Origin of the sequence: Streptomyces sp. 840.1 (assembly GCF_003751445.1) — a bacterium.
Lineage (GTDB): Bacteria > Actinomycetota > Actinomycetes > Streptomycetales > Streptomycetaceae > Streptomyces.
The window spans coordinates 599,009-625,228 of sequence record NZ_RJUU01000002.1; the positions used below are offsets into that span (position 1 = coordinate 599,009).

A 26,220-nucleotide genomic window follows, 5' to 3' on the forward strand; every position below is an offset into this window, starting at 1 on the left:
GTCACGTCTGCTGCTCCTTGTCCGTGCCGAAGGTGTCGCGCACGCGGTCGGCGACGCCACTGAGGTTGGCCTCGAAGGTGAAGCCCTGCTCGAAGCGGTAGCTGCGGCGTACGTCGACCGGGTCGATGCCGTTGATGGCCGCCTTGGCCAGCCGGATCAGGTATCCGTCCTTGGCGGCGATCTCCCCGGCCAGCTCCAGGGCGGCTCGGGACAGCTCGTCACGCGGGACGACGCGCCACACCGAGCCGTGCCCGTGCAGCTCCTGGGCCGTGACGGTGCGCGAGGTGTAGTACAGGGCCCGCATCAGATGCTGCGGAACCAGCCGGGCCAGATGTGTGGCCGCGCCGAGCGCACCCCGGTCCAGCTCCGGCAGGCCGAACGAGGCGTCGTCACTGGCCACGATCGCGTCCGCGTTGCCCACCAGGCCGATGCCGCCGCCGAGGCAGAAGCCCTGTACGGCGGCGACCACCGGCACCTCGCACTCGTAGACCGCCGCGAACGCCTCGAAGCAGCCCCGGTTGGCGCCGATCAGTGCCTCCGGCCCTTCCGTGCGCTGCATCTCCTTGATGTCCACGCCCGCGTTGAAGCCTCGGCCCTCGGCGGTGAGCACCACGCAGCGGACCTCCGGGTCGGCCCCGGCGGCGCGCAGGGCGGCGGCGAGGTCGTACCAGCCCTGCACGGGCAGGGCGTTGACCGGGGGGAAGTCCACGGTGACGACGGCGACGCCCTCTTGCGGGGCGGAGGTGGAGACACCCATGAGCAGATCAGCTACCTTTCCACCAAACGTTTGTTAGATTCAACGTAGCAGCGATACGGGCGCCGTGGGAGAGCGCCGGTCCCACCCGCCGGCCCCCGCGCCCCGCCCTCCACCCCTCGCCCTCTCGCTCCGCGCTCCGCCTCTCTTCCTTGTCGTCCCTCGTCCCTCGAAAGGACACTCGTCATGACCTCATCGACAGCCCTGTGCGCCGGTCGCGTCGCCGTCGTCACCGGTGCGGGCCGCGGACTCGGCCGCGCCCACGCCCTGGCCTTCGCCGCCGAGGGCGCGAAAGTCGTCGTCAACGACCTCGGCGTGGGCCCCGACGGTTCCGGTACGACTGCCGGCCCCGCCCAGCAGGTCGTCGAGGAGATCCGCGCGGCCGGAGGCGAGGCCGTCGCGCACGGCGGGGACATAGCCACCGCCGACGGCGCGGCCTCCCTCGTCGCGACCGCCCTCGACTCCTTCGGCCGCCTCGACACCCTCGTCAACAACGCCGGATTCCTCCGGGACCGGATGCTGGTGAACCTGGACGAGGACGACTGGGACGCGGTGACCCGCGTCCACCTCAGGGGCCACTTCCTGCCGCTCAAGCACGCGGCGGCGCACTGGCGCGCCGAGGCGAAAGCGGGCCGGGCACCTGCGGCGAGGGTCGTCAACACCGGTTCCGGGGCAGGGCTGCTGGGCAGCGTCGGCCAGGGCAGCTACTCCGCCGCCAAGGCCGGGATCATCGCCCTGACCCTGGTGGCCGCCGCCGAGATGGGCCGCTACGGCGTCCAGGTCAACGCCATCGCCCCGGCCGCCCGGACCAGGATGACCGAGGACACGTTCGCCGAGACCATGGCGGCGCCCGCCGGGGGAGGGTTCGACGCGATGGCCCCGGAGAACGTCTCGCCGCTCGTCGTCTGGCTCGGGTCCGACGCGTGCGCCGGGGTCAGCGGCCGGGTCTTCGAGGCCGAGGCCGGCCGCATCACCGTGATGGAGGGCTGGCGGCCCGGCCCCACCGCGGACAAGGGCGCCCGCTGGAGTCCGGCCGAGGCGGGGGCGGCCGCGTCCGGACTGCTCGCGGCCGCCGAGGCACCGCAGCCGGTGTACGGGGCGCGCTAAAGGCGCCCCGGCGGTGGGCGTGCGATGACGCCTCGTCATGGGGCATGACGCACAGGGGTGTTCAAGCCTCGACGGACCTCCCTCGCACCCCTCGGACCGCCCGCGGGGGCGCCCCGTTCAGGCGGAGTGGACGAGCGCGCCCCCGACATAGGTCCGCAGGACCCGTGCCCCGGCGATCTCCTCCGGCGGCGCGGTGAGGATGTCGCGGTCCAGGACCACCAGATCGGCCAGGTTGCCGGGGAGCAGACTGCCCGCGTCGTCCACCCCGTTCACATGGGCGCTGCCCGCGGTGTACGCGGCGACGGCCGTCGTCGGGTCCAGGCGCTGCTCGGGCAGGAAGACCCGGCTGTCGGTGGCCCCGGGCTCCCTCCGGTTGACCGCGACATGGATGCCCTGGACCGGGTCCGGGCTGCTGACCGGCCAGTCGCTGCCCGCGGCGAGGGTGGCGCCCGCGCGCAGCAGATCCCCGAACGGGTACTGCCAGGCGGCGCGTTCGGGTCCGAGGAACGGGATGGTGAGCTCGTCCATCTGTGGTTCGTGGGCGGCCCACAGCGGCTGGATGTTGGCGATGGCGCCGAGCCGGGCGAAGCGCCCGATGTCGTCGGGGTGCACGACCTGGAGATGGGCCAGGTGGTGGCGGTTCCCCCGGTGCCCGTTGGCCTCGACTGCGGCCTCGACCGCGTCCAGCGCTTCCCGGACGGCCCGGTCGCCGAGCGCGTGGAAGTGCACCTGGAATCCGAGGGCGTCGAGCCGGGTGACATGGCCGCGCAGGGCTTCCGGGTCGACGAAGCTCAGACCGCTGTTGGCAGTGGCACAGCCGCAGCCGTCGAGGTACGGGGAGGTCATCGCGGCGGTGAAGTTCTCCGCGATGCCGTCCAGCATGATCTTCACCGAGCCGGCCCGGAACCGTCCGTGGCTCAGCTCCTCGCGCCGCGCGGCCAGTTCGTCGATCTGCTCGGCACCGCGCCCGCGGTCCCACCACATCGCGCCGGTGACCCGGGCGGTGAGCGAGCCGTCGCGGGCGGCGGTCACATAGGCGTCCGAGGGATCGGCGTTGCCGCTGAACACGCCGAGCAGGGCGTCCTGCCAGCCGGTGACACCGAGGGAGTGCAGCAGCTCCTGCGAGCGCAGCAGCCCCGCCAGCCGGTCCGCCGGGGTGGTCGATGGCACCAGCCGGGCGACCAGCGCCTGCGCACCCTCCTGGAGGACCCCGCCGGGCCCGCCCCCCGGCTCCCGCTCGATGCGGCCGTCGGCGGGGTCGGGGGTGGCGGCGGTGATGCCGGCCAGTTCGAGGGCCCGGGTGTTGGCCCAGGCGCCGTGGTGGTCGCGGTTCGACAGCAGAACCGGGCGGTCGGGGACCACGGAATCGAGCAACTGCCGGGTGGGCAGCCCGCCGTCGAAGCTCTCCAGCGACCACCCGCCGCCGGTGATCCACGCACGCTCCGGATGGGCGTCCGCGTAGGCCCTGATCAGGGTCAGGTACTCCGCCGCGCCGACCGTGCCGGTCAGATCGCACTCGGCCAGCTCGACGCCGGCCGACACCGGGTGGATGTGGGCGTCCTGGAAGCCGGGGAGCAGCAGCTTCCCGGCGAGGTCGACGACTTCGGTGCCGGGGCCGATGAGTTCACGGACCTCGTCGTGTCCGACGGCGGTGATGCGGTCACCGGTGACGGCGAGTGAGGTGGCCCGGGTGCGAGCCGGATCGGCGGTGAAGACGGGGCCGCGGGTGAAGACCAGATCGGCCGTGGTCATAAGTGCTCCAGACGTGAGGAGGAGAGAGCAGAGAGGGGAGAGGGGAGAGGGCTGGGCCGTCAGGTGTACGACCCGGGCCGGCGGTTCAGAGGGCGGGGACGCTGTTCCCGGGGAGGGCCGCCTCGATCGTCTCGAATGGCTTCGGCCGCGCGAGGACCGCGGTCATCAGCCCGAGCGGTGACAGGCTGCGGTCGCGGAAGCGGCGCAGGGCCTCGGTGGCCGGCAGGTGGGCGAGTTCGGTGAGGTCGCTCATGCGCCGGTCCTCCGTGAGGTCTCGGGGGCGTCCGGGAGGTCGGGGGTGCCGGGGGTGGCCTGGGTGCGGGCACGGGTGAAATAGGGCGACCGGCGGTGCCAGCGGGCCCACGCGGCGGCCAGCAGGCCGGAGCCGATCATCAGTACCGGGACGAGCAGCGCGAACCAGCCGTTGTCCGCGGAGACCTCGAAATGATCGGTGGAGGTGTAGAAGGTCCAGGTGAGGTAGGCGCCGGTGGCGAGCAGCACCAGGGCGCCCAGCGCCGGCCCGACGACCGCGCGCAGCGACTCCAGGGGCGAGGTGCGCAGCAGGTGGCGGAAGCGCACCGCGGCGGCCGTGGCGGTGAGGGCGTAGTAGAGGGCGACGACGATGCCGATCGCGTTGACGGCGGCGAAGATCAGGTCATTGACGGTGGGGATGACCAGTGACATCGCGGCGAGGAGCAGCGCGATCGCGGTGATCAGCAGGGTCCCGGCGGCGGGGGTCCCGTGCCTGGGGTGCAGGCGCGTCCAGACGGGGCCGAGGACGCCGTCGCGGCCCATCGCGTACATCCCGCGTGCGGTGGGGATGACCGAGGCCTGGAGCGAGGCCACCGCGGAGAACATGAGAGCGATGAGCGGCAGCGCGGCAAGTGGCTGCTCGGCGAGCTTCGTGCCGAAGTAGGCGAGCCCCTGCGCGCCGTTGTCGGCCAGTTCGCCCAGCGGCAGGACCCGCTGGAAGGCGGTGCCGGCCAGCAGGAAGAGCAGCAGCATGACGACCAGGGCGATGAACCCGCCGCGGGAGGCGTCGCGCGGGTCGCCGACCTCCTCGCCGACGCTGAAGACCGACTCGAAGCCCCAGTAGCAGAAGACCGCGAGCATCATGCCCTGGGCGAGGGCCTCGGCCGAGGGGAGGTCGAACGGGTTGTACCAGGAGAGCGAGAAGGGCTGGTCCCCGGCGAACAGACCGTAGACGCAGAAGGCGATCAGCACGCCGTACTCGAAGACCAGCAGGTACTTCTGGAGACGCGCGGCGACGTCGAGACCGCGCACCGCCACCAGCGAGGCGGCGAGCAGTACGACCATCCCGAGGAGCGTGGACTGCAGGGTCGAGTCCGGGTCGAGCGAGAGGCCCGCCACGCTGTGGACGGTGGCCTGGCGCAGGAGCTGGATGACCGCCGAACCGGTCACCGTCGTCGTGTACGCCATGAACACGACGGTGCCGACGACGTTGACCCATCCGGTCAGGAACCCCAGCCAGGGGCTGAAGATCCCGCCGACCCACTTGTAGCTGCTGCCGGCGTTGGGGTCGACGCGGTTGAGCCGCCCGTACCCGCCGGCTATGCCGAGTACGGGCAGGAAGGCCAGCAGCATGATCGCCGGCAGGTGCAGGCCGACGATGCCCGCCATCAGACCGAGTCCGATGCCGATACTGCTGGTCGCCGCCGTGCTCGAAGCGGCGAGGACGACGCCGTCCACGACGCCTATGGACTTCCGCATCGCGGTCCGGGGCGCATTGGCGCCACCGCCCGGCCCGGGGTTCGCTCTGTTCACTGCTGCTGCCAACGGATCGTCGCCTTGCCTGGGGAAGGGAGCTGGAGAGCCTGGATGGCGAGTCATGAAACCCGCCGTCTCCTTCACAGGTCAATGGTGTTGTCATAAGCTCGGGCCATGGTTGAACGGGTGGTTCCCGAGCCGCAGCGGCGGCGCAGACGGCCGACGAAGCAGGGCACCGTGCTGTCCGAACAGGTCATCGTGGAGACGGCGCTGCGTCTGGTCGGGCAGCACGGCGCGGACGCGCTGACGGTCCGCCGGCTGGGCGGGGCGCTGGGCGCCGACCCCAGCGCGCTCTACCGGTACTTCCGTGACACCGACGACCTGTTGCTGGCGGTCGCCGACGAGCTCATCGGCCGGTCGCAGCTCGGCTGGAGTCCCACCGGTGAGTGGCGCTTCGACCTGTGCGAACTCGGTCTGCGCATCCACGCCTCGTACCAGGCGCATCCGCAGGCAGCGCTGCTGGCCGCGCACCGGACGACCGGGCGGGACAACGAGCTGCGGGCCGTGGAGAGGATCCTCGGCGTGCTGCGCTCGGCGGGCTTCGGCGACCGGGAGGCGGTCCGGATCTACCACGCATTCGTGGACCAGGCGCTCGCCTTCGCGGCCCTGGACGCGGCCGCGCTCGCACTGCCGGCGCCCGCGCAGGCGGCCGACCTCCAGGTGTGGCAGGAGCGCTACGGCCGAGTCGACGCGGCCTCGTACCCGCACATCGCCGCCACCGTGCGCCTGCTGGCCCACGAGATGAGGTTCAGCGGCTATCCGTTCGCTCTGGAGCTGCTGCTCGACGCGGTCGAGGCCAGGCTGCCCGCGGCCGGCGGGAAGACCGGCTGAGCCCGGATCGGACGCCCCCGAGGACCCAACCGCCGCCCCGCCCGAGCGGGGCTGCCGTCACCGCCCGCGGTCCCTATCCCTTGTCCTGCCGCCCGACGGGGGAGTCCTCGCCGACGGCGTCACGGAGTCGCTCGATGGCGTGCCTGAGCTCGTCGAAGGCCCGCTGTTCCTCCCGGGGCGTGACCCGGGAGGCCGGCAGGATGCTGTCGCGCGTCCCGTGGGCGCGGGCATAGGCGTCGAAGCAGGCGAGCACCTGCTCGATCGCTGACTCCTGCGGTATGGAAGGGGGCGGCGCGGAGGGGCGTTGCGGGGACATCTCTGAACTCTCATCCGGTCGGAAGCCGCCGGGCGGACCGAAGAGGGCGCCCGGAGGGCGCCGAGAACCCGGCTCGAACGGCACGCGGGGCGTGGCTCTGTCGACGACGAGTCGCACGCCGGACCGGCGGACCCGACGGGCAAGAAGCACGGCAGGCCTTTCCGGGCGCACGACTGTTACGCCGCCGACCAGGCTTCCCGGCACACCACCCGCTCCTCAGCAATGAGAATGAGACGAGATGCGGCCATGCTATCCGCCTCGGTGCCCCGACCGACCACGCGAGTCCCGTGGTGCGCACACTCCTCGCCGGCCGTCCCCGGTCACGGTGCGCACTTCTCACACCGGGGGCCGGCATGGACAGCACGGCTGAGGACTCGGCCCGGGGCTTCGCGAACCCGGGCCACCGTCGGCGTATCCGGCCCGCACAGTGGCGACCGGAGTCAGTCGACCACTGCGGAATCGTCCTCGGTCCGTGCTCCCGGCAGCCGGTAGCGAGCGGCTATCAACGCCGCGTCCACGTCCTGTGTCCCCGTCGACAGGCAGAGCGAGTAGGCCAGGTCGTCCATGCGCTGACGTGCTGCCGCGCCGCCCTCCTCGCCCTGCAGCACCTTGAGTGCCTCGTACTCCTTGACCAGGCCCGACAACACAACAGGGTGAGCCAGCAGCACGACGGTTCTCCTCGCCTCGCACGACACGTTTCTACGTGCAACGGCTGCCCGCAGATCAGTCCGGCATGCACGAGCCGGCCGGCGAGGACCGCCCTCCCGCAATCCCGGCCCGTGGACACAACGCGTTTGCTCCTGCATCGAGGGGGAACGGGCCTCAGTGAGAGAGCGCATCGCGGCTTACGCCGGTGCCGCTGTGACACCGACAAGGGAGGAAACACATGCTGAAGGCGATCGCGGATGTCTTCCGGTCCATCGGCGGGGCTGTCGCCACCGTTGTGACCTTGCCCTTCCGTGCCGTCGCACGACTGTTCGGTGGAGCCTCCGACACTGCTCACGGTCACCACTGAACAGCCCCCCCACACCCAGCCCCGGCCGACTCGTCGAGAGCGGCCGGGGCTTCCTGTATGCAACAGCCCACTGCTGTGCCCCCTCGACGAGGCCGGTCCTCACGCATGGGGGAGTCACCGCCGGGCCGCGCCGCTCGCTGCGTGGCGCGCGCATCGGCCGGCACGTCATTGACGGTCTCTTGACCAGGCGGGGCGGCATGGAGGCGGGCTGCCGGGTTAGCAGCTGTGAGTGACACGTATCGGATCGGTTCTCCTCATCCTGGCCGCGGGGCTCGCCTCGGCCGCCGCCGCGGCGCTGGTTTCGCCGTGGTGGTGGTGCGCCGCTGTTCCGCTCGTCCTGCTGGGCCTGCTGGGCGCATGGGATCTGCTGCAGCGCCGGCACACGGTGCTGCGCAACTATCCCGTGGTCGGGCACGCGCGCTTCCTTCTGGAGAAGATCCGCCCCGAGCTCCAGCAGTACTTCGTCGAGCGGAACTTCGATGGCCGCCCCTTCGACCGGGACGTCCGCAGCATCGTGTACGAGCGGGCGAAGGGCACCGACGCCGAGCAGCCGTTCGGCACGGAACGGGATGTCTATCTGCCCGGATACGAGTTCCTGATCCCGTCCATGGCACCCGCCCGGGTGCCGCACGAGCCGCCTCGGGTGCGGATCGGCGGGCCGGACTGCGCCCGCCCGTACGACATGGCTCTGCTGAACGTGTCGGCCATGAGCTTCGGCGCCCTGTCCTCCAACGCGCTCCTCGCCCTCAACGGGGGCGCCGCCGCCGGGGGCTTCGCCCAGGACACCGGTGAGGGCGGCCTGTCGGAGTACCACCTGCGCCCCGGCGGCGACCTCGTCTGGGAGATCGGCACCGGGTACTTCGGCTGCCGTACGCAGGACGGCGGCTTCGACCCCCGGCAGTTCGCCGACAAGGCCGCGCACGAGAACGTGAAGTGCGTGTCGCTCAAGCTCTCCCAGGGCGCCAAGCCCGGCATCGGCGGTGTCCTGCCCGGCCCGAAGGTCAATGCGGAGATCGCGCGGGTACGCGGCGTGCCGGAAGGGCGGACGGTGATCTCACCCCCGTACCACCGGGTGTTCTCCACCCCTCGCGAGCTGGTCCGCTTCCTCGCCACGATGCGCGAGCTGTCCGGAGGGAAGCCGACCGGCTTCAAGATCTGCCCGGGTTCGCGCCGTCAGTTCCTCGCCGTGTGCAAGGCGATGCTGGAGGAGGGCACGACTCCGGACTTCATCGTCGTGGACGGTGCCGAGGGCGGTACGGGCGCCGCGCCGCTGGAGTTCGCCGACCACGTCGGCACCCCCCTCACCGAAGGACTGCTCACCGTGCACAACGCCCTCGTCGGCGCCGGGCTGCGTGAGCGGATCAGGATCGGGGCGAGCGGCAAGATCGCCACCGGTACCGATCTGGTCAAACGCCTGCTGCAGGGCGCCGACTACGGCAACGCGGCCCGGTCGATGATGTTCGCGGTGGGCTGTATCCAGGCGCAGCGATGTCACACCAACACCTGCCCCACCGGTGTCACCACCCAGGACCCCCGGCGTGCCCGCGCCCTCCACGTCGGCGACAAGACCCTGCGCGTACAGCGCTTCCAAAAGGCGACCGTGTCCAGCGCTCTGCAGATCATGGCGTCCATGGGCGTCACCGACCCCGCACAGCTGCGCCCCCACATGCTCCACCGGCGCATCGACCCGTACACCGAACGCTCCTACGAGGAGCTCTACGAATGGCTTGAGCCCGAGCAGCTGCTCGCCGGGCCGCCCGCGTCCTGGGCGGCCGACTGGAGGGCGGCCGATCCCGACCGCTTCACCGTGTGATCTGGAGGATTCCATGGCACGAACCGTTTCCCGCACCATCGTCGATGCCCTGAGCGAGCTGGGCGTACGCCAGGTCTTCGGCGTCGTCGGCGACGCACTCAACCCGCTGACCGACGCCATCCGCACCACCGAGGACATCGAGTGGGTGGGCTGCCGGCACGAGGAGGCCGCAGCGTTCGCGGCGAGCGCCCAGTCGCAGCTCGGCGACACCCTCGGGGTGTGCATGGGCACCGTCGGCCCAGGCTCCGTGCACCTGCTCAACGGGCTGTACGACGCCGCCAAGAGCCGCACCCCGGTTCTGGCGATCATGGGCCAGGTGCCGCTCGCCGATCTCGGCAGCGACACCTTCCAGGAAATCGACAACGACGCCCTCTTCAGCGACGTAGCGGTCTTCCACGCCACCATCACCTCCCCGGACCAGCTGCCGCAGCTGCTGGAGACGGCCGTGCGCAACGCGCTGGGCCGCAAGGGCGTCGCCGTCCTCAGCGTGCCGGGCGATCTCGGCGACCAGGAGCTCGGCACGGACCGGCCGGCCCGCTTCTCGCTGAGCACACCCGTGAGCCGTCCGGAGGAGTCGGCCGTGCGCCGCGCCGCGGAGCTGCTCGACGGCGCGGAACGGATCACGCTGCTCGTCGGACGGGGCGCCCGCGCCGCGCGCGAGGACGTGCTGGCCCTCGCCGAACGCCTGGCCGCGCCCATGGTGCTCACCCTCAAGGCCAAGGAGGGCTTCGAGGGCGAGGGCAACGCCTTCCAGGTGGGCCAGACCGGGCTGATCGGCAACCCCGCCGCGGCCTCGGCGCTGCACGACGCGGACACCCTCCTGATGCTGGGCACCGACTTTCCCTACCGGGACTGGTATCCCGAGGGCCGGACGGTGATCCAGGTGGACACCGAGGCCGCGCACATCGGACGCCGGGTCCCGGTCGAGGTCGGGCTCGTCGGCGATACCGGTGCCACGGTCCGCGACCTGCTCACCCATCTCGGCGCCGCACCGCCCGGTGCCGGGGGTGCCCGCGACCGCTCGCACCTGGAGGAAGCGCGCAAGAGCTTCGAGCAGTGGCGTACCGGGCAGGCCCGGCTCGCGGACCCGGCACACGACAAGGGCCTGGTCGGGCGGCTCCGCTCGGCGCTGGACAACCGCTCGCACGACATCCGCCCGGAGGCGCTGGCCGCGGTGGTGGACCGGCTCGCCGCCGACGACGCCGTGTTCACCTCCGACACGGGGATGGCGACGGTCTGGCTCTCGCGGTTCGTCGAGATGCGCGGTGACCGGCGGCTGATCGGCTCGTTCAACCTCGGCTCGATGGCCAACGCCATGCCCCACGCCCTCGGCGCGCAGTGCCTGGACCGGGACCGTCAGGTCGTGGCCTTCTGCGGCGACGGCGGGCTGAGCATGCTCCTCGGCGACCTCATGACGCTGAAGACCAGCCGGCTCCCCGTCAAGCTGGTCGTCTTCGACAACCGCCGCCTGGGCATGGTGAAACTGGAGCAGGAACAGGCCGGGCTGCCGGAGTTCGGCACGGTCCTCGACAATCCGGACTTCGCCGCCGTCGCCACGGCCCTCGGCCTCACCGGCATTCGCGTGACGGATCCGGCCGACCTGGAGGAGTCCGTACGGCGCGCGTTCAGCACCCCGGGCCCGGTCCTGCTCGACGTGCTCACCAACCCGGACGAGATCGCTGTCCCGGCCAAGCCGACCGTCGAGCAGGGCTGGGGCTTCGCGGTGGCCAAGATGAAGGAGGTCATCCGCAGCCAGGGCGACCGGGACGGACGGTGACCCCGCGTCCGCGCCGCGAGCTCCTCGGCCCGCTGCCGGCCGCCCGACGGCGCCTCCTGGCCGTTCCGGCGCCTGCGCACCGCGGCGGTCGCACCGGCAGCAGCGGAGCTACGCGTTCCCACAGGTCATCAGGCACAAGGCCGGCAGACACCCGCCAAATCCTGCCGACACAACACCCAACTGCCCAGCCCCCACACCGATCCCATGCTGAAACGATCAGTGGCGTTCCTGAAGGAGATGGGCGAGGAAGGGAGCCACGGTCCGGGAACTGGCGGCTGACTACTTCGCGCGCGGGGTGTGTGCGATGCCGTTGACGAGGGACTGAAGGATCCAGGTGCGCCGCGCGGCCGGTGGGCCTGAGATCAGCTCCGCACGGAGCGCGGCGACATGCGGGTGCCGGGTGGGTGAGGCTTGGCGCAGGGATTCGTGCACGGTGTTCCAGTCGTCCTCGGCCCCGGCGGACTGTGCGCGGGCGGAGTGCTCGGCTGCGGTGGCGGTGGCGGCCTGCAGCAGTGCGTCGACTCCCCAGGCAGCCTGGCCGTCCGGCACGCCGCCTTCGGCCAGCAGCGCGAGCAACGCCTCTACCAGGTCAAAGTAGTGGGGGCCGGCCGGGCGGGCGATCAGGGCCGACTGGGCCAGGCTGGGGTTCGCGTAGAGCACCTTGATGTACGAGGTGAGCACAGCATCGATGCGTTCACGCCAGTCACAGGTGGCCGCGACCGGGCTCAGATCGACCTCGCCGAGGAGCTCTTCGAGGATCGCCGCGTGCAGTTCGGCGGTGTTGGCCACGTACACATACAGCGATGCCGGTCCGGTGTCGAGCTCCTGGGCCAGACGGCGCATGGTGACCCGCTGCAGGCCCTCGGCCTCCATGAGTCGCACTGCGGTGGTGATGATGCCGTGGCGGGTGAGTGCCGGCTTGGCGGGGCGCTCCCGGCGGCTGCGCGGCTGTGGGTTGGTCGTCATGGCCCCAGCGTAGTGAACGTGTTCGTTGCGAACGAGTTCGCGCGTGCGCGGGTCAGGACGGCTGCGGCGCCTGGCTGATGCCTTCGATCAGCGCATCGACCTTCCAGCGGAAGCGGGCGGGGCCGTCGCCACTGAAGAGCTGCTCCTTGAGCCCATGGATGTGCGGGAAGTCGTGGGCAGGTGCTTGTGCGTAAGCCTCGGCGACCTCGTCCATTTCGTGACCGTGCTCGATGCGATAGCTCAGCTCGGAGGCGATCGCCGTGAACTGCAGGAGCAGCAGATCCACACCCCAGGCTGCGGACGCCGGCGCCACACCGGCGGCCATCAGGCCGTCGAGCAGGGCCTCGGTCAGACGCATCGCGCCCTGGCCGTGCGGCACGGTAGTGGCTGCGAGCTTCGCCAGCCCAGGACGGTCGAGCAGCGTGCGCACGTAGGAATGCAGGATCGACCGCAGCCGCTCGCGCGGGTCGCTCGCCGAGCCGCCGGACAGGTCGACCTCGCCGAGCGTGCGGTCGAGGAGCAGGGAGTGCAGCTCCTGCATGTTGCGGACGTAGGCATAGAGCGAGGCCGGCCCGGTATCCAACTGCACGGCGATTCTGCGCAGGCTCACGGCCGACAGCCCGTCCTGGTCCAGCAACCGCTGGGCGGCGGCCAGGATGGCGTCCCGGCTCAGCGGGGACTTTGCGGGGCGGGCGCGACGGCTGACCGGCACGGGTCGTGAGGGAGCGGACATAGCGGTCACGTTAGTCCGCACCGGCGGAAGCTGTATCCGCACCAAGCGCCCTCGTCCCGAATTGCCGCAAAAGTTCACATTACCTACGCTGACGATCGTCGATCGTCGCGATTGGCGATCGTTACGAACTTGTTCGCGACGAACATGTTCGTTACGGTGGAGGAGTCTTCCCATTCGAAAGGAGTGATCCGCCATGTCCGCGTCCATCGAACCCCCGGTCGACGACGTTCCCGTCGTCCCGAAGAACATCCGCTGGGTCATGCTCGGCATCCTGCTGGCAATGCTGCTGTCCATGCTCGACGGTCTGATCGTCGGCACCGCGATGCCCACCATCGTCAAGGACATCGGCGGCCTCGACCACATCTCCTGGGTCGTCACCTCCTACACCCTCACCACCGCCTGCTCGACCCCGGTCTGGGGCAAGCTCGGCGATCTCTTCAACCGCAAGCACATGTTCCTGGGCTCCATCGTGATCTTCATGATCGGCTCGGTACTCTCCGGGCAGGCGTCCTCGATGGGCGAGCTGATCGCCTTCCGCGCCCTGCAGGGCATCGGGGCCGGCGGTCTGATGGCGGGGGCATTCGCACTCATCGGCGTCCTGCTGCCGCCGCGCGAGCGCGGCAAGTACCAGGGCATGGTCGCCATCGTCCAGGCTGTCGGCAGCATCGGCGGGCCCCTGGTCGGCGGCTTCATCACCAGCAACCTGGGCTGGCGCTGGGCGTTCTACGTCAACATCCCGCTCGGCCTGATCTGTCTCGTCTGGTGTGGACTGCTGCTGAAGCTGCCCGCCGCCCGCCGCACCGGCAAGGTCGTCATCGACTGGCTGGGCATCACCCTCATGACCTCGATGATCAGCATCGTCGTACTGGCGGCTACGTGGGCAGGCAGCACGTACGCCTGGGGGTCCTGGCAGATCCTGACCCTCGCCGCGGCGGCCGTGATCCTGCTCGCCGCGTTCATCGCCTCTCAGCGGCGTGCCGCCGATCCGCTGCTGCCGCCGCGGATCTTCACCGGGCACCGCAACTTCCCGATCGCCGGTGTACTGCTCACCGTCTCAGGCATCGCCATGTTCGGCGGCACCCTGTATCTGCCGCTGTATCAGCAGACCGTGCAGGGTGCTTCAGCCTCCAACTCGGGCCTGCTGCTGGCGCCGATGATGGCGGGTACCGTCGTCGCGTCCATGATCGCGGGCAAGACGATGGCGAAGACCGGAAAGTACAAGATCTTCCCCGTGGCGGGGGCCGCCCTGCTCGCCATTGGCATGGGACTGCTGTCCACGATGGGCGTCGATACCTCCCGCTTCATCACCAGTGCGTACATGGTTCTGGTCGGCCTGGGCATTGGATTCACCATCCAGATGGCCAACACCATCGCCCAGAACAGCGTTGAGCTGCGGGACATGGGCGCGGCGTCGGCATCCACCAGCCTCTTCCGCACCCTCGGCGGCTCCGTCGGTGTAGCGGTGTTCGGCTCCCTGTTCACCCGCGCCGTCCAGGGGCACGGCGGCAGCACGCAGGCCGCCAAGGACACCTATCTGCACGCAGCCGCCCACGGCACCCAGCAGATCTTCCTCGTCGGCGCCGTCTGTGCGGCGGTCGCCTTCGTCGTGGCGCTCTTCATCCAGGAGGTCGCCCTGCGCTCCGGCCCCGGCAAGAAGCCCGCGCCAACGACTGAGAAGCCGGCCGGAGCCGCCACCTCATAACTCCACGCCCCGGTCCGGCAGGGGACAACCCCCGGAACCGCGTGCCATTCCAGCAAGGAGCAACGACCATGACCACCCCCACGCACCACTCCGTAGCCGTCATCGGCGCCGGCCTCGGCGGCCTCACCCTCGCCCGCGCACTGCACGTGCACGGCATCGAGGCGGCCGTCTTCGACCTGGAAGCCTCGCGTCACGCCCGTACCCAGGGCGGCATGCTCGACATCCACGAGGAGAGCGGCCAGATCGCTCTGCGGGCGGCCGGGCTGTACGACGGTTTCCGCGACCTCGTCCACGCCGGCGGCGAGGCCTGCCGCGTCCTGGACAAGCACGCCACCGTCCACTGGGAGAAGCTCGACAACGGCAACGGCGATCGTCCCGAGGTCGACCGCGGGCAGCTGCGCGATCTGCTGCTCGACTCCGTTCCCGAAGGCACCGTCCGCTGGGGCCGCCAGGCCGGCGGCGCCCGCCGGCTCGGCGACGGTCGGCACGAGGTCACCTTCACCGATGGCGAGAGCATCACCTGTGACCTGTTGGTGGGCGCTGACGGCGCGTGGTCCCGTATCCGCCCGCTGGTCTCCGATGCCTGGCCCACCTATACGGGTCTCTCGTTCGTCGAGGGTGACCTGCTGGACGCCGACGCCCGGCACCCGGGCAGCGCTGCCGTCGTCGGCGGCGGCCAGCTCTTCGCGCTCACCGACCGCAAGGGCATGATGGCCCACCGCCAGACCGACGGCAGCCTGCACATCTACACCTCGCTCCAGATCGCCGAGGACTGGCTCGACGGCATCGACTTCACCGACACCGAGGAGGCGAAGACGGCGGTGCTGCGGCAGTTCGAGGGCTGGGACGACAGCATCAAGGCGCTGGTCGCCGACGCGGACACCCCGCTGATCCCCCGCAAGATCAACGCCCTGCCCATCGGTCACAGGTGGGACCGCGTCCCGGGCGTGACACTCCTCGGCGACGCCGCACACGTCATGTCACCGTTCGCCGGCGAAGGCGCCAACCTCGCCATGCTCGACGGCGCCGAACTCGGACAGGCCATCGCCGCCCACCCCACCGATCCCGAAAAGGCCCTCATCACCTACGAGGAAGCCCTCTTTCCCCGCAGCGCTGAAAAGGCCCGGGAATCCGCCGACGCCATCGACCTCTGCTTCGGCCCGAACGCTGTCGACGACCTCGTGGCCATGTTCAGCGCCACCCCGGAGGAGGCATGAGCACCTGACGCCACACGGCACAGCACAAGATCGGTTCGGGAGGTGGCTCAGAGCACGGCGGGCGGCACACCGCGCGCCATTGACCTCACGGGCCGGTCACAGTCCCGATGCGCACAACCCAGCGGGTCACGAGTCATCGCCATGGCCTCAACCCCACAAGCGTACGAATGTACGGCGTGGAACGGGCTCTGTACGCCGATCCCGCACAGGACATCCGTCAGCGCACCCATGCCATCGATGAGAGGACAGAATCGTGGAGAGCATCACCAAGAACCGCCAGTCACCCGCTGTGCTGCGCGCCATGATCGAGCGTGCGTATGGTGCCGGCAGAGTCCCTTCGGGGGACGGGTGGGCCACGGAGCTGGGACACGGCTGGTTCAACGTCGCCTACCGGATTCGCCTGGGCGACGGCGCCGAGGTCGTGCTGAAGATCGCGCCGCCCCCACAGGTGGAGGTGATGACGTACGAGCGCGGTGCCATGGCGATCGAACTGTGGACGCTGGACATCCTGCGTACTCAGACGTCCGTACCCGTTCCGGTCGTGGACTTCGCCGACCGGAGCCACGAGCTGTGCGACGCCGACTACTTCTTCATGCAGTACATCGATGCCGACAACCTCGGCATCATCACCGGAGCGCTCCCCGATGCGGAGCGCGAGTCCTGCATGGAACAACTCGGCGCGGCGAACCGGGAAATCAACTCGGTGCGCGGCGATCGGTTCGGTCCACTGGCAGAGCCCGGCGACACGAGTTGGAGGAGGGTGTTCACCGGCATGATCGAGGACGTTCTGTCCGACGGCGAGCACCGGAGCGTCGAGATCGGCTGGGGCTACGATGCCGTCCGCGCGACAGTGGCCCAGCATGCCGGCAGTCTGGACGAGGTCACCGAGCCCCGCCTGGTCGAGTGGGACTTGTGGGACAGCAACGTGATGGTCCGCGACGGCAGGATCGTCTGCATCATCGACCACGAACGGGCTTTCTACGGTGATCCGTTGATCGAGGCCGGGTTCACTGGAACGCAGATATCCGCGTTCGGTGACGCGTCGGCCTTCATGCGCGGATACGGGCATGCCGAGCTCACCGAGACCCAGCGGACACGCCGCAGTCTGTACTGCCTGTACCTCTTGCTGATCATGGTCATTGAGTCGGTGTACCGCGGGCACACCGACACCAAGCAGTACGACTGGGCCCGCCCCCTCCTCGACGAGGCCATGGCGCTGCTCGGCCGCAGCGGCCGGTGACAGGCTCACCCGACACCGCGGCGACCGACCACACCGCCCGGCTCGGCACCGAGCCGGTCGGCCGGCTGCTGTGGCACGCATGCACCCAGACCACCGGAGCCGTCGGCGTCTACGGCATCTACGCCCTGACCAACGCCTGGTTCGTCGGCCACGGTGTCGGTGACACCGCGATGGCGGCGGTCAATCTGGTCGCCCCTTTGCTGCTGTTGCTCGGCGCGGTGTCAACCACCGTCGGCGCGGGCGGCGCTTCCCTGGTCTCCCGCGCCCTGGGTGCGGGAGACCGGCAGGCCGCCGCCCGCGCTGCCGGTAACTCCTTCACCCTCTTCTGGCTGTGCGCGGTCGTCACCACCACGGTGGGACTCGCTCTGCTCGATCCACTGCTCACACTCCTCGGAGCAGAGGGCGAACTGCGCGACAGTGCGCGCCCGTACGCGGTGATACTGCTGTGCGGCGCCCTCGTCTCGACGGGCTTCTCCAGTCTGGTGCGCGCCGAGGGGCGGATGGGGTTCTCCACGCTGTTGTGGCTCGTGCCCGTTGCAGTGCAGATCACCCTGGACCCCTTGCTGATCTTCGGATTCGGCATGGGCGTGGAGGGCGCCGCGCTCGGCACCGTCGGGGGCCAGGCCGTGTCCGCCGCACTGAGTCTTTGGTTCTTCTTCGCGCAGCGCGGCCGCCCCTACCGCATCGATCCGAGCAGCCTGGTGCCCCACGGTCCGACGCTGCGGGCGCTGCTGGGCATTGGACTGCCCTCGTTCCTGGCCGGATCGGGCTCACCCTGCTGGCCGTCCTCGTCAACTCCACCCTCGCTGCGACCGGGTCTGCCGCGGCTCTGGCCGCCTACGCCGTCTGCGTGCGCCTGCAGACCTTCGTGCTGATGCCGCACACCGGTATCAGCCAAGGTCTGCAGCCGATCGTGGGCTACAACGCCGGCCGCGGCCTGATGGGCCGGGCCCTGCGGGCTCGTAATCTCGCTCTGGGCAGCTCGCTGGTCTACGGTGCCGTCACCGCCGCGGCCCTGGCTGTACTGGCGCACCCTGTGAGCGGTCTCTTCCTGAATGATCCGGCCGCAGTCGACAACGCTGCCCGAGCCCTGCGTGTCCTTGCCCTGGGCATGACCGTCGCGGGACTCGCACCGCTTGTGGCCGCCTACTCCCAGTCGATGGGCCGCCCCGCTCCCGCCTACCTCCTCACCCTCGGCACCCTCCTCCTGATCAAGATCCCGCTGGTCGCGACGCTGGGCCGACTGGGGGCCGAGGGGCTCTGGGCGGCACTCGCCGCAGGCGAAGCAGCCGGCGCGATCGTGGCCCTCTGGCTGATGCGGCGGCTGCGGGACGCAACGCCGCAGGCATCGTGAGGAGGTCCTGCAAGGTGCTATGGCGTCGCCCAGGAATGTCAAAGTGCCTGTCGGGGCCGCGGAGTGACGACACCCCGACGGGCACACCAAGGACGACGGCGGCAGTGTCCCGGTCGCCCTGGAAGCCCGCCTCGGCTCAGACCGGCGTCATCCCGCCGCGTGCCGAGGGGGCGAAAGCCTGGCAGTGGGCAGCAGCCTCGGGCACTCCTCGCCCGCGATCACCCTCGGTTACTATGCTCACTTCTTGCCGGAGGCCGGCAGCAAGGGGCGGGGCACCATCGACGGACTGCCTGGGGAGCGGGGAGAGCGGCACGCCGGTCGAAACTCCCCAGATGCTCCCCAGCGTCGTTGACCGCCGGTTGTCGCCCTCGCGTCTCGGAGAGATCGTCCGTGGATTGCAAGGCTGAAGAGATGGGTGGCCTGGGAAAGTGTTGGAAGAGGTGGTAGCGACCCGCTATGTCACGCCTTTGCGTGAAGGTGGCTCGCTCCCCGGGATCGTCGAAGCCGATGACCTGGGTACGTACGTCATGAAGTTCACCGGTGCCGGTCAGGGGCGCAAGACGCTGGTCGCCGAAGTGATCTGCGGGCAGCTCGGCCGCCGGCTCGGGCTGCGCGTTCCCGAGCTCGTGCGGATGCAGCTCGACCCGGTCATCGGTCTCGCCGAGCCCGACCAGGAGGTGCAGGAACTCCTGAAGGCCAGTGGCGGCCTCAACCTCGGGATGGACTTCCTCCCCGGTTCGCTCGGCTTCGACGCGCTCGCCTACCAGGTGGATCCGCGCGAGGCCGGGCGTGTCGTCTGGTTCGACGCCCTGATCAACAACGTCGACCGGTCCTGGCGCAATCCGAACATGCTGATCTGGCACGGCGACCTCTGGCTCATCGACCACGGCGCCACCATGATCTGGCACCACAACTGGCCCGGCGCCCAGGCCTCCGCCGCCAAGCCCTACAACGCCTCGGACCACGCGCTGGCCCCCTTCGCCCCCGATGTCGCCGCGGCCGCCGCCGAACTCGCGCCGCTGGTGACCGAGGAACTGCTCACCGAGGTCGCCGCCGACGTGCCCGACGAGTGGCTGGTGGACGAGCCCGGCTTCGACTCGACCGATCAGCTCCGGCGTGCCTACGTGGAGGCGCTGCTGCCGCGGGCGGCCACCATCCACGAGCGGATCGTCCTGGACACGCCCACCGCCGACAAGCCGTCCCAGGCCCCGGGCTGGCTCACCGAACGCCTCGCCCCGAGGCGTGGCACCAAGAACAGCGACGAGAGCGGCCGGCCGTGAGCGAACGTGTTGTCTTCGAGTACGCCCTGCTGCGCGTGGTGCCGCGCGTGCAGCGCGGTGAGTTCTTCAACGCCGGTGTGGTCGTCTACTGCCGCGCGAAGGGGTTCGTCGCCGCCCGCACCGAACTCGACGAGGGGAAGCTCAGGGCGCTGGACCCCGGCGCCGACGTCACCGGCGTGCGGGCCGCCCTGTACGGCGTCGAGGGGATCTGCCGGGGCGGCGTGGACGCCGGCCAGGCGGCGGGCGACGACGCCGGGCGGCGCTTCCGCTGGCTGATCGCCCCGCGCTCGACCGTCATCCAGCCGAGCCCCGTGCACAGCGGTCTCACCACGGACCCGGCCGCCGAGGTGGAACGGCTGCTCGACCTTCTGGTGCGCTGATCCGCGCCCGGTTGCCGCTGCCTCGGGGTGTGACATGCGACGCTGCGTCCGCGGGCCGTTGACACCGGGTGCCAGGCCTTCTAGCGTCTCGACTGCTGAAGGTACTAAGCGGTTGCTCAGTTATCGGGAACCATCTCGCGGGGAAGAAGCATTCCGCGGCGAGTGGGCCTGACGTCCGCTGAGCCGCGATCCAAGGGCGAGGAGAACCAAGCATGTCCACCACCGAGCAGCGCGTAGCCATCGTGACGGGAGCGGCACGGGGCATCGGTGCCGCCACCGCGGTACGCCTGGCGGCCGAGGGCCGCGCCGTCGCCGTACTCGACCTGGACGAGGCGGCCTGCAAGGACACCGTCGAGAAGATCACCGCTGCCGGGGGCCGGGCCCTCGCCGTCGGCTGTGACGTCTCGGACAGCGCCCAGGTGGAAGCCGCCGTCGCGCGGGTCGCCGCCGAGCTCGGCGCCCCGACGATCCTCGTCAACAACGCGGGTGTGCTCCGTGACAACCTGCTCTTCAAGATGAGCGAGTCCGACTGGGACACCGTGATGAACGTGCACCTCAAGGGCGCGTTCCTGATGGCCAAGGCCGTTCAGAAGCACATGGTGGACCAGAAGTTCGGCAGGATCGTCTCGCTGTCCTCCTCCTCCGCCCTGGGCAACCGCGGCCAGGCCAACTACGCCGCGGTCAAGGCGGGGCTGCAGGGCTTCACCAAGACGCTCGCCAAGGAGCTCGGCAAGTTCGGCATCACCGCCAACGCCGTCGCGCCCGGCTTCATCGTCACCGAGATGACCGCGCAGACCGCGGAGCGCGTCGGCATGGGCTTCGAGGAGTTCCAGGCCGCGGCCGCCACCCAGATCCCGGTGCAGCGCGTCGGCTTCCCCGAGGACATCGCCAACGCCATCGCCTTCTTCGCGGGCGACGAGGCGGGCTTCGTCTCCGGCCAGGTCATGTACGTCGCCGGCGGACCGCTCAACTGACCCGAAGGGCTGCGGACATCATGACTGTGCAGGACAGTGGCAAGGTCGCGCTGATCACCGGCGCGAGCCGGGGTATCGGCTACGGCATCGCCGAGGCGCTCGTCGCCCGGGGCGACCGGGTGTGCATCACCGGACGCGGCGAGGACGCGCTGAAGGAGGCCGTCGAGACGCTCGGCTCCGACCGTGTCATCGGTGTGGCGGGCAAGGCGCACGACGAGGCCCACCAGGCGGTGGCCGTCGCGCGCACCATGGAGGCCTTCGGCAGGGTCGACTTCCTGGTCAACAACGCCGGTACGAACCCGGTCTTCGGCCCGATGGCCGAACTCGATCTCAACGTCGCCCGCAAGGTCTTCGAGACGAACGTGATCTCGGCGCTCGGCTTCGCGCAGCAGACCTGGAAGGCGTGGCAGAAGGACAACGGCGGGGCGATCGTCAACATCTCCTCCGTCGCGGGCGTCTCCGCCTCGCCCTTCATCGGCGCGTACGGCATGAGCAAGGCGGCGATGATCAACCTGACCCTTCAGCTGGCACACGAGTTCGCGCCGGTCGTGCGGGTCAACTCGATCGCCCCCGCGGTCGTGAAGACCAGGTTCGCCCAGTCGCTGTACGAGGGGCGCGAGGAGGAGGCTGCCGCGGCCTACCCGATGGGACGGCTCGGTGTCCCCGAGGACATCGGCGGCGCCGCGGCCTTCCTCACCTCGGACCAGTCCGACTGGATCACCGGACAGACCCTGGTGGTCGACGGCGGTATTTTCCTGAACTCGGGCGTGGGCTGAGAACAGCCTGAGCGGGTTTGGCCCTGATTGACTCAAGTGCCCCGTCGGGCCAGCGGATTGACCCGACGGGGCGCTGCGGTATGGTCTGCCGACCCATGGCTGATCGAGGAGCGTGCGCGTGTTCTACCGGGCCAGTCTGCAGGCCGCTGCAGCCCTTGCTTCCCTGTCTCTGCTGGCCGGCTGCGGTCTGTTGTCCGACAGCGGTTCGGACGTGGAGCAGAAGCTAGCCGTCGGGACGACCAGCCAACCCTCCACCCTCGACCCGGCGGCGGCGTGGGACGGTTCCTGGGAACTGATGCGCAACGTGTTCCAGACGCTGGTCAGCTTCCCCACCGGAAGTACGAGCCCCGAACCGGACGCGGCGGACCACTGCAAGTTCACCGACACCACCAGTACCGCCTACCGGTGCACGCTCCGCGAGGGGCTGAAGTTCTCCAACGGCGAGAAGCTCGACGCCGAGGCCGTGAAGTACTCCATCGACCGGATCAGGACGATCGCGGTCAAGGGCGGCCCCGTCGGCATGCTCGGCTCGCTGGACCAGGTGGAGACCAAGGGCGACTCCGAGGTCATCTTCCACCTGACCAAGCCGGACGCCACCTTCCCGTTCATCCTGGCCACGCCCGCCATGTCGCTGGTCGCGCCGAGCGAGTACTCGGCACACAAGATCCGTGACGACGGCAAGGTCACCGGGTCCGGGCCGTACCTGCTGGACGCGTACAAGCAGGGTGAGCGCTCCGAGCTGGTGAAGAACCCCGACTACAAGGGTTTCGCGGACCGCAAGAACGACGCCGTGACCATCCGGTACTTCAAGGGGTCCGGCGCCATGGTCGCGGCGCTCAAGAAGGGCGAGATCGACGCCACCTACCGAGGTCTCACCGCCGAGGAGGTGGTGAGCCTGGAGGACAACGAGGACAAGAAGAGCAACCTCCAGCTCGTCGAGTCGGTCGGCGCCGACATCCGCTTCCTGGTCTTCAACCCCAAGGACCCGGCCGCCGGCAAGCCGGCCGTGCGGCGCGCGATCGCCCAGCTGGTGGACCGGGACGCGCTGGTGGCCAAGGTCTACCAGGGCACCGCCGAACCGCTCTACTCGATGGTGCCCAAGGGCATCGCGGGGCACACGACCAGTTTCTTCGACACCTTCGGCGACCCGGACGCCAAGAAGGCCAAGAAGATCCTCAGGGACGCCGGTATCGACGAGCCGGTCGCGATGACCTTCTGGTACACCACCGACCGGTACGGATCCTCGACGGCTCCGGAGTTCGACGAGCTCAAGCGCCAGCTGGAGGCCTCCGGTCTCTTCAGGATCACGCTGAAGAGCCGGCCCTGGAACACGTTCCAGGCAGGTTTCACCAAGGGGGAGTACCCCGTCTTCGGCCGTGGCTGGTTCCCGGACTTCCCCGACCCGGACAACTTCATCGCCCCCTTCGTGGGCAAGGACAGCATCACGGGCATGCCGTACGCGAAGGACGAGATCACGAAGCAGGTGCTGCCCCAGACCCGCAAGGAGAGCGACCGGGGCGCGGTCAGCCAGCAGTTCGAGGTGGCCCAGAAGGCACTCGTCGACGACGTCCGGCTGCTGCCGCTGTGGCAGGGCAAGCTGTACGTGGCGGCCGGCGAGGACATCGGCGGCGGCGAGCGGGCCCTGGACCCGCAGACGGTCATGCAGATGTGGGAGCTGTACCGCAAGGCCAGCTGGTAGCCCGCCGGCCGGTTCGCGGCCCCGCCCCGGAGCGGGCGGGAGGCTCCCGGCTCCGTTGTCAGTGCTCGCCGGTAGGTTCTGAGATCAAGAACTGATTGCTTACCGGAGGTTGTTGACGTGACCGACACCGACCAGCTGCCCGAGTCCTGGCGCGGCGTCCTCGGCGAAGAGCTGCAGAAGCCGTACTTCAAGGAGCTCACCGAGTTCGTCGAGGAGGAGCGGGCCGCAGGACCGGTCTACCCGCCCCGGGGGCAGGTGTTCGCCGCGCTCGACGCGACCCCGTACGACAAGGTGAAGGTCCTGGTCCTGGGCCAGGACCCGTACCACGGCGAGGGGCAGGGGCACGGGCTGTGCTTCTCCGTGCGGCCGGGTGTGAAGACCCCGCCGTCCCTGCGCAACATCTACAAGGAGATGAAGGAGGAGCTCGGCCTGCCGGTCCCGGACAACGGATATCTGATGCCGTGGGCCGAACAGGGCGTGCTGCTCCTCAACGCGGTGCTGACCGTGCGCGCGGGCGAGGCCAACTCGCACAAGGGCAAGGGCTGGGAGAAGGTCACCGACGCGGTGATTCGCGCGGTCGCGTCCCGGCCCGACCCGGCGGTCTTCGTGCTCTGGGGCAACTACGCGCAGAAGAAGCTCCCGCTGATCGACGAGGAGCGCCATGTGGTGGTGAAGGGAGCGCACCCCTCGCCGCTCTCGGCCAAGAAGTTCTTCGGGTCCCGTCCCTTCACCCAGATCAACGAGGCCGTCGCGGCGCAGGGGCACCAGCCCATCGACTGGCGCATCCCCGACCTGGGCTGATGGCGCGCCGGAGCCTGGGTGCGGGCGCGCGCCACTGCGGTTAGCGTCGAACCGGCCGGAACCATCCGGAACCGTAAGGAACCGCATGGATCCGGTCGGACGCAGGCGGACGGGTACGAGGGAGACCGCAGTGACGGAGCAGCAGGAGGCGTCGCGAGACGTCGTCATGACCAGAATCGGCCAGGCGATCATGCTGCTGCACGGGGGTGACCGCGAGGAGGCCCGCAACCGCTTCGGCCTCCTCTGGGCGGAGATCGGTGCGGACGGTGACGCCCTGCACCGGTGCACCCTCGCGCACTACATGGCGGACACCCAGGACGATCCCGGTGACGAGCTGGTCTGGGACCTGCGGGCGCTGGCCGCCGCCCGGACGCTGACCGACGAGCGCGTCGCGGAACACCACGACGCCCTCGCGGTACGGGCCTTCTACCCGTCGCTCTACCTCAACCTGGCGGCGGACTACGTGAAACTCCGGCGCCCGGCGGCGGCCCGGATCCATCTGGACCGGGCCAGGGACGCCTCCGGAGCACTGGCACAGGACGGGGGCGACGACGGCTACGGGGACGGGGTGAGGGCCGCCATCGGGCGCCTGGAGCGGCGCCTGCGGGAACTCTGAGGGGCTGGGGCGGGCGGCGCCCGGCGTGCCGCCCGGCCGGGGCTGTGTCGTCGGTGTTCTCGGTGTGCGGTCAGCCGTCAGTGGCCGTAGGTGTGGTCGCAGATCCGCGACTGCGGACTGCCCGCCGGCCAGTGCCCGTATCCCCGTCCCAGTGCGCAGACATCCGCCCCGGTGACCGGCGGCGGCAGTGCCGGTACGGGCGCGGCGGGCGCGGCCCGGCGCGGCGGGCGGGGGAGCGCGGGGCCGGGGACGCGCCGTGGCCGCGGGGCGCGGGGTGCGGCGCGGGGCTCGCTGCGACGAGCGGCGGGCGGGGCGGCCGGCTCCCGGGCGGCGCGGGTGGCGGCGGACCGCTTCGGGCCGGGGATGGCTTCCAGGACGTCGCGGACCGGGGGGCGGCCGATCTGCGGGGCCAGGTCCTGGGCGGTGGGGCCGGGCGATGGTGGCGGCGGGGCACTCGGCCGGGGCTGGACGGAGACGCACCCGGACAGGGCCGTGACCGCCACGGCGACCAGGAGCTTCACGGTGGTACTGGTTCGATGCACCTGATCAACTCTGCTGTGCGGACCCGCCGTCGAGTGGGCCGGAATCCCCGGATTGATCCGCACGAGTGACCCCGGTCAGCGCCGCGCCCCGCGTGCCGTCCGCGCCTCAGGGTCCGAGCATCCCGCGCAACAGCTCGCCGAAGCCGGTGCGCAGCTCCGCCTCGGAGGGCACGGAGCTGCTGTAGGAGCCGGCCGCGCACGAGAACATCATCCCCTCGCACCAGGCCACCAGGGACAGGGCGTGGCGCTCGGGCTCGGGCGACCCGGCCGCCGTCATCAGCGCGACCAGCGGCTCGCGGAACTGCCGGCCCGCCGCGTCGAAGAAGGCCCGCAGCTCGGGGCGGCGGGTGGCCTCCAGGGCGAGTTCGTACCGGCAGACGAGCAGTTCGGGGTGGCGGGTCAGATAGCGGTGCAGGGCCGTCGCCAGACCCGCGATCAGTGCGTCCGGCCCGGGGGGTACGGCCCCGCCCGCCGCCGGTCCGGGTGGCGCGAGTTCGCCCGGCGCCAGGACCCGGGCCTCCCGCTCCGCCAGCCGGCGCACCGTCGCCTCCAGCAGGGACTGCCGGGTGCGGGCGTAGTTGGACGTCGAGCCCTGGGGGAGTCCGGCCCGTTCGTCCACCGCCCGGTGCGTCAGCCCCCGCATGCCGCGTTCGGCCAGCAGCCCGAGCGCGGCGTCGGTGATCAGATCGGCCCGTGCGGAGCCGGTGGTGCGTGTGGCCATGGGATCAACCTACCGCTGGAACTACAGGTGTAGTACGTTGGAGTTGTTACTACAGGTGTAGTTTCC

Annotated in this window: 27 protein-coding genes; 17 read left to right on the top strand and 10 right to left on the bottom strand. The window is 70.4% G+C overall.

The features are described from left to right. Position 1: 1 nt before the first annotated feature. Positions 2-757, bottom strand: a complete 756-nt coding sequence (locus tag EDD93_RS29015; RefSeq protein ID WP_123528450.1) for an enoyl-CoA hydratase family protein — start codon at positions 755-757, stop codon at positions 2-4. Positions 758-940: 183 nt separating this feature from the next. Here EDD93_RS29015 and EDD93_RS29020 point away from each other — a divergent pair, with 183 nt between their 5' ends. After that, positions 941-1,861, top strand: coding sequence for an SDR family oxidoreductase (locus EDD93_RS29020; RefSeq protein WP_123528451.1), 921 nt, complete (start codon positions 941-943; stop codon positions 1,859-1,861). A 117-nt stretch (positions 1,862-1,978) separates the two neighbouring features. Here the strand turns inward: EDD93_RS29020 and EDD93_RS29025 are convergent, their stop codons facing one another. The 3 genes from EDD93_RS29025 to EDD93_RS29030 all read right to left on the bottom strand — a co-directional run bounded on the left by EDD93_RS29025 (position 1,979) and on the right by EDD93_RS29030 (position 5,344). Beyond that, a complete protein-coding gene (locus EDD93_RS29025; RefSeq protein ID WP_123528452.1) occupies positions 1,979-3,613 on the bottom strand; it encodes an amidohydrolase in 1,635 nt (544 codons plus the stop codon). Positions 3,614-3,698: 85 nt separating this feature from the next. Next, positions 3,699-3,866 (bottom strand): hypothetical protein, encoded by a 168-nt coding sequence (locus EDD93_RS39720; protein WP_185092556.1) that lies wholly within the window; start codon positions 3,864-3,866, stop codon positions 3,699-3,701. After that, positions 3,863-5,344: an APC family permease gene (locus tag EDD93_RS29030; protein ID WP_221217362.1), complete on the bottom strand. Its 1,482-nt coding sequence runs from the start codon at positions 5,342-5,344 to the stop codon at positions 3,863-3,865. Before EDD93_RS29030 ends, EDD93_RS39720 begins: the two co-directional genes overlap by 4 nt. Positions 5,345-5,515: 171 nt before the next feature. On the opposite strand from EDD93_RS29030, the gene EDD93_RS29035 reads away from it, so the two are divergent. Further along, positions 5,516-6,232 carry a TetR/AcrR family transcriptional regulator gene (locus EDD93_RS29035; protein WP_123528454.1) on the top strand — a complete coding sequence of 239 codons (717 nt, stop codon included), beginning with the start codon at positions 5,516-5,518 and terminating at the stop codon, positions 6,230-6,232. Between the two features lie 73 nt (positions 6,233-6,305). Here EDD93_RS29035 and EDD93_RS29040 read toward each other — a convergent pair whose 3' ends face one another. Both EDD93_RS29040 and EDD93_RS29045 read right to left on the bottom strand, forming a co-directional pair. After that, a complete protein-coding gene (locus tag EDD93_RS29040; RefSeq protein ID WP_260255976.1) occupies positions 6,306-6,548 on the bottom strand; it encodes a hypothetical protein in 243 nt (80 codons plus the stop codon). Between the two features lie 440 nt (positions 6,549-6,988). After that, a complete protein-coding gene (locus tag EDD93_RS29045; protein WP_123528455.1) occupies positions 6,989-7,216 on the bottom strand; it encodes a DUF5133 domain-containing protein in 228 nt (75 codons plus the stop codon). A 218-nt stretch (positions 7,217-7,434) separates the two neighbouring features. Here EDD93_RS29045 and EDD93_RS40415 point away from each other — a divergent pair, with 218 nt between their 5' ends. From EDD93_RS40415 to EDD93_RS29055, 3 genes are all read left to right on the top strand, one after another. Then, the gene (locus EDD93_RS40415) at positions 7,435-7,563 is read left to right on the top strand and encodes an LPFR motif small protein (protein ID WP_260255977.1); all 129 of its coding nucleotides are present in this window, start codon (positions 7,435-7,437) and stop codon (positions 7,561-7,563) included. A gap of 229 nt (positions 7,564-7,792) precedes the next feature. Then, the gene (locus EDD93_RS29050; RefSeq protein ID WP_123528456.1) at positions 7,793-9,376 is read left to right on the top strand and encodes an FMN-binding glutamate synthase family protein; all 1,584 of its coding nucleotides are present in this window, start codon (positions 7,793-7,795) and stop codon (positions 9,374-9,376) included. Between the two features lie 13 nt (positions 9,377-9,389). Continuing rightward, positions 9,390-11,153, top strand: coding sequence for a thiamine pyrophosphate-dependent enzyme (locus EDD93_RS29055; protein WP_123528457.1), 1,764 nt, complete (start codon positions 9,390-9,392; stop codon positions 11,151-11,153). Positions 11,154-11,432: 279 nt separating this feature from the next. On the opposite strand, the gene EDD93_RS29060 is transcribed toward EDD93_RS29055, so the two are convergent. Then, a complete protein-coding gene (locus EDD93_RS29060) occupies positions 11,433-12,119 on the bottom strand; it encodes a TetR/AcrR family transcriptional regulator (RefSeq protein WP_123528458.1) in 687 nt (228 codons plus the stop codon). A 52-nt stretch (positions 12,120-12,171) separates the two neighbouring features. Further along, entirely contained in the window at positions 12,172-12,852 is a 681-nt protein-coding gene (locus tag EDD93_RS29065; RefSeq protein WP_185092557.1) for a TetR/AcrR family transcriptional regulator, read from the bottom strand. A 193-nt stretch (positions 12,853-13,045) separates the two neighbouring features. Between EDD93_RS29065 and EDD93_RS29070 the strand changes: the two genes are divergently transcribed. The 12 genes from EDD93_RS29070 (at position 13,046) to EDD93_RS29125 (ending at position 24,891) form a co-directional block, all read left to right on the top strand. Beyond that, entirely contained in the window at positions 13,046-14,554 is a 1,509-nt protein-coding gene (locus EDD93_RS29070; RefSeq protein ID WP_123528460.1) for an MDR family MFS transporter, read from the top strand. 68 nt (positions 14,555-14,622) lie between these two features. Continuing rightward, the gene (locus EDD93_RS29075; RefSeq protein WP_123528461.1) at positions 14,623-15,771 is read left to right on the top strand and encodes an NAD(P)/FAD-dependent oxidoreductase; all 1,149 of its coding nucleotides are present in this window, start codon (positions 14,623-14,625) and stop codon (positions 15,769-15,771) included. A gap of 253 nt (positions 15,772-16,024) precedes the next feature. After that, a complete protein-coding gene (locus EDD93_RS29080; RefSeq protein WP_123528462.1) occupies positions 16,025-17,011 on the top strand; it encodes a phosphotransferase family protein in 987 nt (328 codons plus the stop codon). After that, positions 17,008-17,886 carry an MATE family efflux transporter gene (locus tag EDD93_RS40420; protein WP_260255978.1) on the top strand — a complete coding sequence of 293 codons (879 nt, stop codon included), beginning with the start codon at positions 17,008-17,010 and terminating at the stop codon, positions 17,884-17,886. The genes EDD93_RS29080 and EDD93_RS40420 overlap by 4 nt, the downstream gene beginning before the upstream one ends. Then, positions 17,841-18,365, top strand: a complete 525-nt coding sequence (locus EDD93_RS40425; RefSeq protein WP_260256034.1) for an MATE family efflux transporter — start codon at positions 17,841-17,843, stop codon at positions 18,363-18,365. Before EDD93_RS40420 ends, EDD93_RS40425 begins: the two co-directional genes overlap by 46 nt. Before the next feature lie 428 nt (positions 18,366-18,793). Then, on the top strand, positions 18,794-19,645 hold the full coding sequence (locus EDD93_RS29095; RefSeq protein WP_185092558.1) for a HipA family kinase: 852 nt from the start codon (positions 18,794-18,796) through the stop codon (positions 19,643-19,645). Next, entirely contained in the window at positions 19,642-20,025 is a 384-nt protein-coding gene (locus tag EDD93_RS29100) for a DUF3037 domain-containing protein (protein ID WP_123528464.1), read from the top strand. Before EDD93_RS29095 ends, EDD93_RS29100 begins: the two co-directional genes overlap by 4 nt. 212 nt (positions 20,026-20,237) lie before the next feature. Beyond that, positions 20,238-20,999 (top strand): 3-oxoacyl-ACP reductase FabG, encoded by a 762-nt coding sequence (fabG, locus tag EDD93_RS29105; RefSeq protein WP_123528465.1) that lies wholly within the window; start codon positions 20,238-20,240, stop codon positions 20,997-20,999. 20 nt (positions 21,000-21,019) lie between these two features. Further along, complete coding sequence (locus EDD93_RS29110) at positions 21,020-21,775, top strand: SDR family oxidoreductase (protein ID WP_123528466.1); 756 nt, start codon at positions 21,020-21,022, stop codon at positions 21,773-21,775. Between the two features lie 118 nt (positions 21,776-21,893). Beyond that, a complete protein-coding gene (locus tag EDD93_RS29115) occupies positions 21,894-23,474 on the top strand; it encodes an ABC transporter substrate-binding protein (protein ID WP_123528467.1) in 1,581 nt (526 codons plus the stop codon). A 117-nt stretch (positions 23,475-23,591) separates the two neighbouring features. Continuing rightward, positions 23,592-24,275, top strand: coding sequence for a uracil-DNA glycosylase (locus tag EDD93_RS29120; protein ID WP_024492348.1), 684 nt, complete (start codon positions 23,592-23,594; stop codon positions 24,273-24,275). 130 nt (positions 24,276-24,405) lie between these two features. Then, positions 24,406-24,891 carry a hypothetical protein gene (locus EDD93_RS29125; protein ID WP_123529411.1) on the top strand — a complete coding sequence of 162 codons (486 nt, stop codon included), beginning with the start codon at positions 24,406-24,408 and terminating at the stop codon, positions 24,889-24,891. 77 nt (positions 24,892-24,968) lie between these two features. Here the strand turns inward: EDD93_RS29125 and EDD93_RS29130 are convergent, their stop codons facing one another. Both EDD93_RS29130 and EDD93_RS29135 read right to left on the bottom strand, forming a co-directional pair. Continuing rightward, positions 24,969-25,433, bottom strand: coding sequence for a hypothetical protein (locus tag EDD93_RS29130; RefSeq protein WP_260255979.1), 465 nt, complete (start codon positions 25,431-25,433; stop codon positions 24,969-24,971). Positions 25,434-25,539: 106 nt separating this feature from the next. Next, a complete protein-coding gene (locus EDD93_RS29135; RefSeq protein WP_123528469.1) occupies positions 25,540-26,154 on the bottom strand; it encodes a TetR/AcrR family transcriptional regulator in 615 nt (204 codons plus the stop codon). Positions 26,155-26,220: the final 66 nt, after the last annotated feature.

What these genes read in the sequence shown, in the direction of transcription:
- EDD93_RS29020 (WP_123528451.1), top strand. Translation starts at nt 941, where the DNA reads ATGACCTCATCGACAGCCCTGTGCGCCGGTCGCGTCGCCGTCGTCACC.
- EDD93_RS39720 (WP_185092556.1), bottom strand. Translation starts at nt 3,866, where the DNA reads ATGAGCGACCTCACCGAACTCGCCCACCTGCCGGCCACCGAGGCCCTG.
- EDD93_RS40415 (WP_260255977.1), top strand. Translation starts at nt 7,435, where the DNA reads ATGCTGAAGGCGATCGCGGATGTCTTCCGGTCCATCGGCGGGGCTGTC.
- EDD93_RS29015 (WP_123528450.1), bottom strand. Translation starts at nt 757, where the DNA reads ATGGGTGTCTCCACCTCCGCCCCGCAAGAGGGCGTCGCCGTCGTCACC.
- EDD93_RS29035 (WP_123528454.1), top strand. Translation starts at nt 5,516, where the DNA reads ATGGTTGAACGGGTGGTTCCCGAGCCGCAGCGGCGGCGCAGACGGCCG.
- EDD93_RS29135 (WP_123528469.1), bottom strand. Translation starts at nt 26,154, where the DNA reads ATGGCCACACGCACCACCGGCTCCGCACGGGCCGATCTGATCACCGAC.
- fabG (WP_123528465.1), top strand. Translation starts at nt 20,238, where the DNA reads ATGTCCACCACCGAGCAGCGCGTAGCCATCGTGACGGGAGCGGCACGG.
- EDD93_RS29110 (WP_123528466.1), top strand. Translation starts at nt 21,020, where the DNA reads ATGACTGTGCAGGACAGTGGCAAGGTCGCGCTGATCACCGGCGCGAGC.
- EDD93_RS29055 (WP_123528457.1), top strand. Translation starts at nt 9,390, where the DNA reads ATGGCACGAACCGTTTCCCGCACCATCGTCGATGCCCTGAGCGAGCTG.
- EDD93_RS29075 (WP_123528461.1), top strand. Translation starts at nt 14,623, where the DNA reads ATGACCACCCCCACGCACCACTCCGTAGCCGTCATCGGCGCCGGCCTC.
- EDD93_RS29030 (WP_221217362.1), bottom strand. Translation starts at nt 5,344, where the DNA reads ATGCGGAAGTCCATAGGCGTCGTGGACGGCGTCGTCCTCGCCGCTTCG.
- EDD93_RS29040 (WP_260255976.1), bottom strand. Translation starts at nt 6,548, where the DNA reads ATGTCCCCGCAACGCCCCTCCGCGCCGCCCCCTTCCATACCGCAGGAG.
- EDD93_RS29070 (WP_123528460.1), top strand. Translation starts at nt 13,046, where the DNA reads ATGTCCGCGTCCATCGAACCCCCGGTCGACGACGTTCCCGTCGTCCCG.
- EDD93_RS29065 (WP_185092557.1), bottom strand. Translation starts at nt 12,852, where the DNA reads ATGTCCGCTCCCTCACGACCCGTGCCGGTCAGCCGTCGCGCCCGCCCC.
- EDD93_RS29060 (WP_123528458.1), bottom strand. Translation starts at nt 12,119, where the DNA reads ATGACGACCAACCCACAGCCGCGCAGCCGCCGGGAGCGCCCCGCCAAG.
- EDD93_RS29025 (WP_123528452.1), bottom strand. Translation starts at nt 3,613, where the DNA reads ATGACCACGGCCGATCTGGTCTTCACCCGCGGCCCCGTCTTCACCGCC.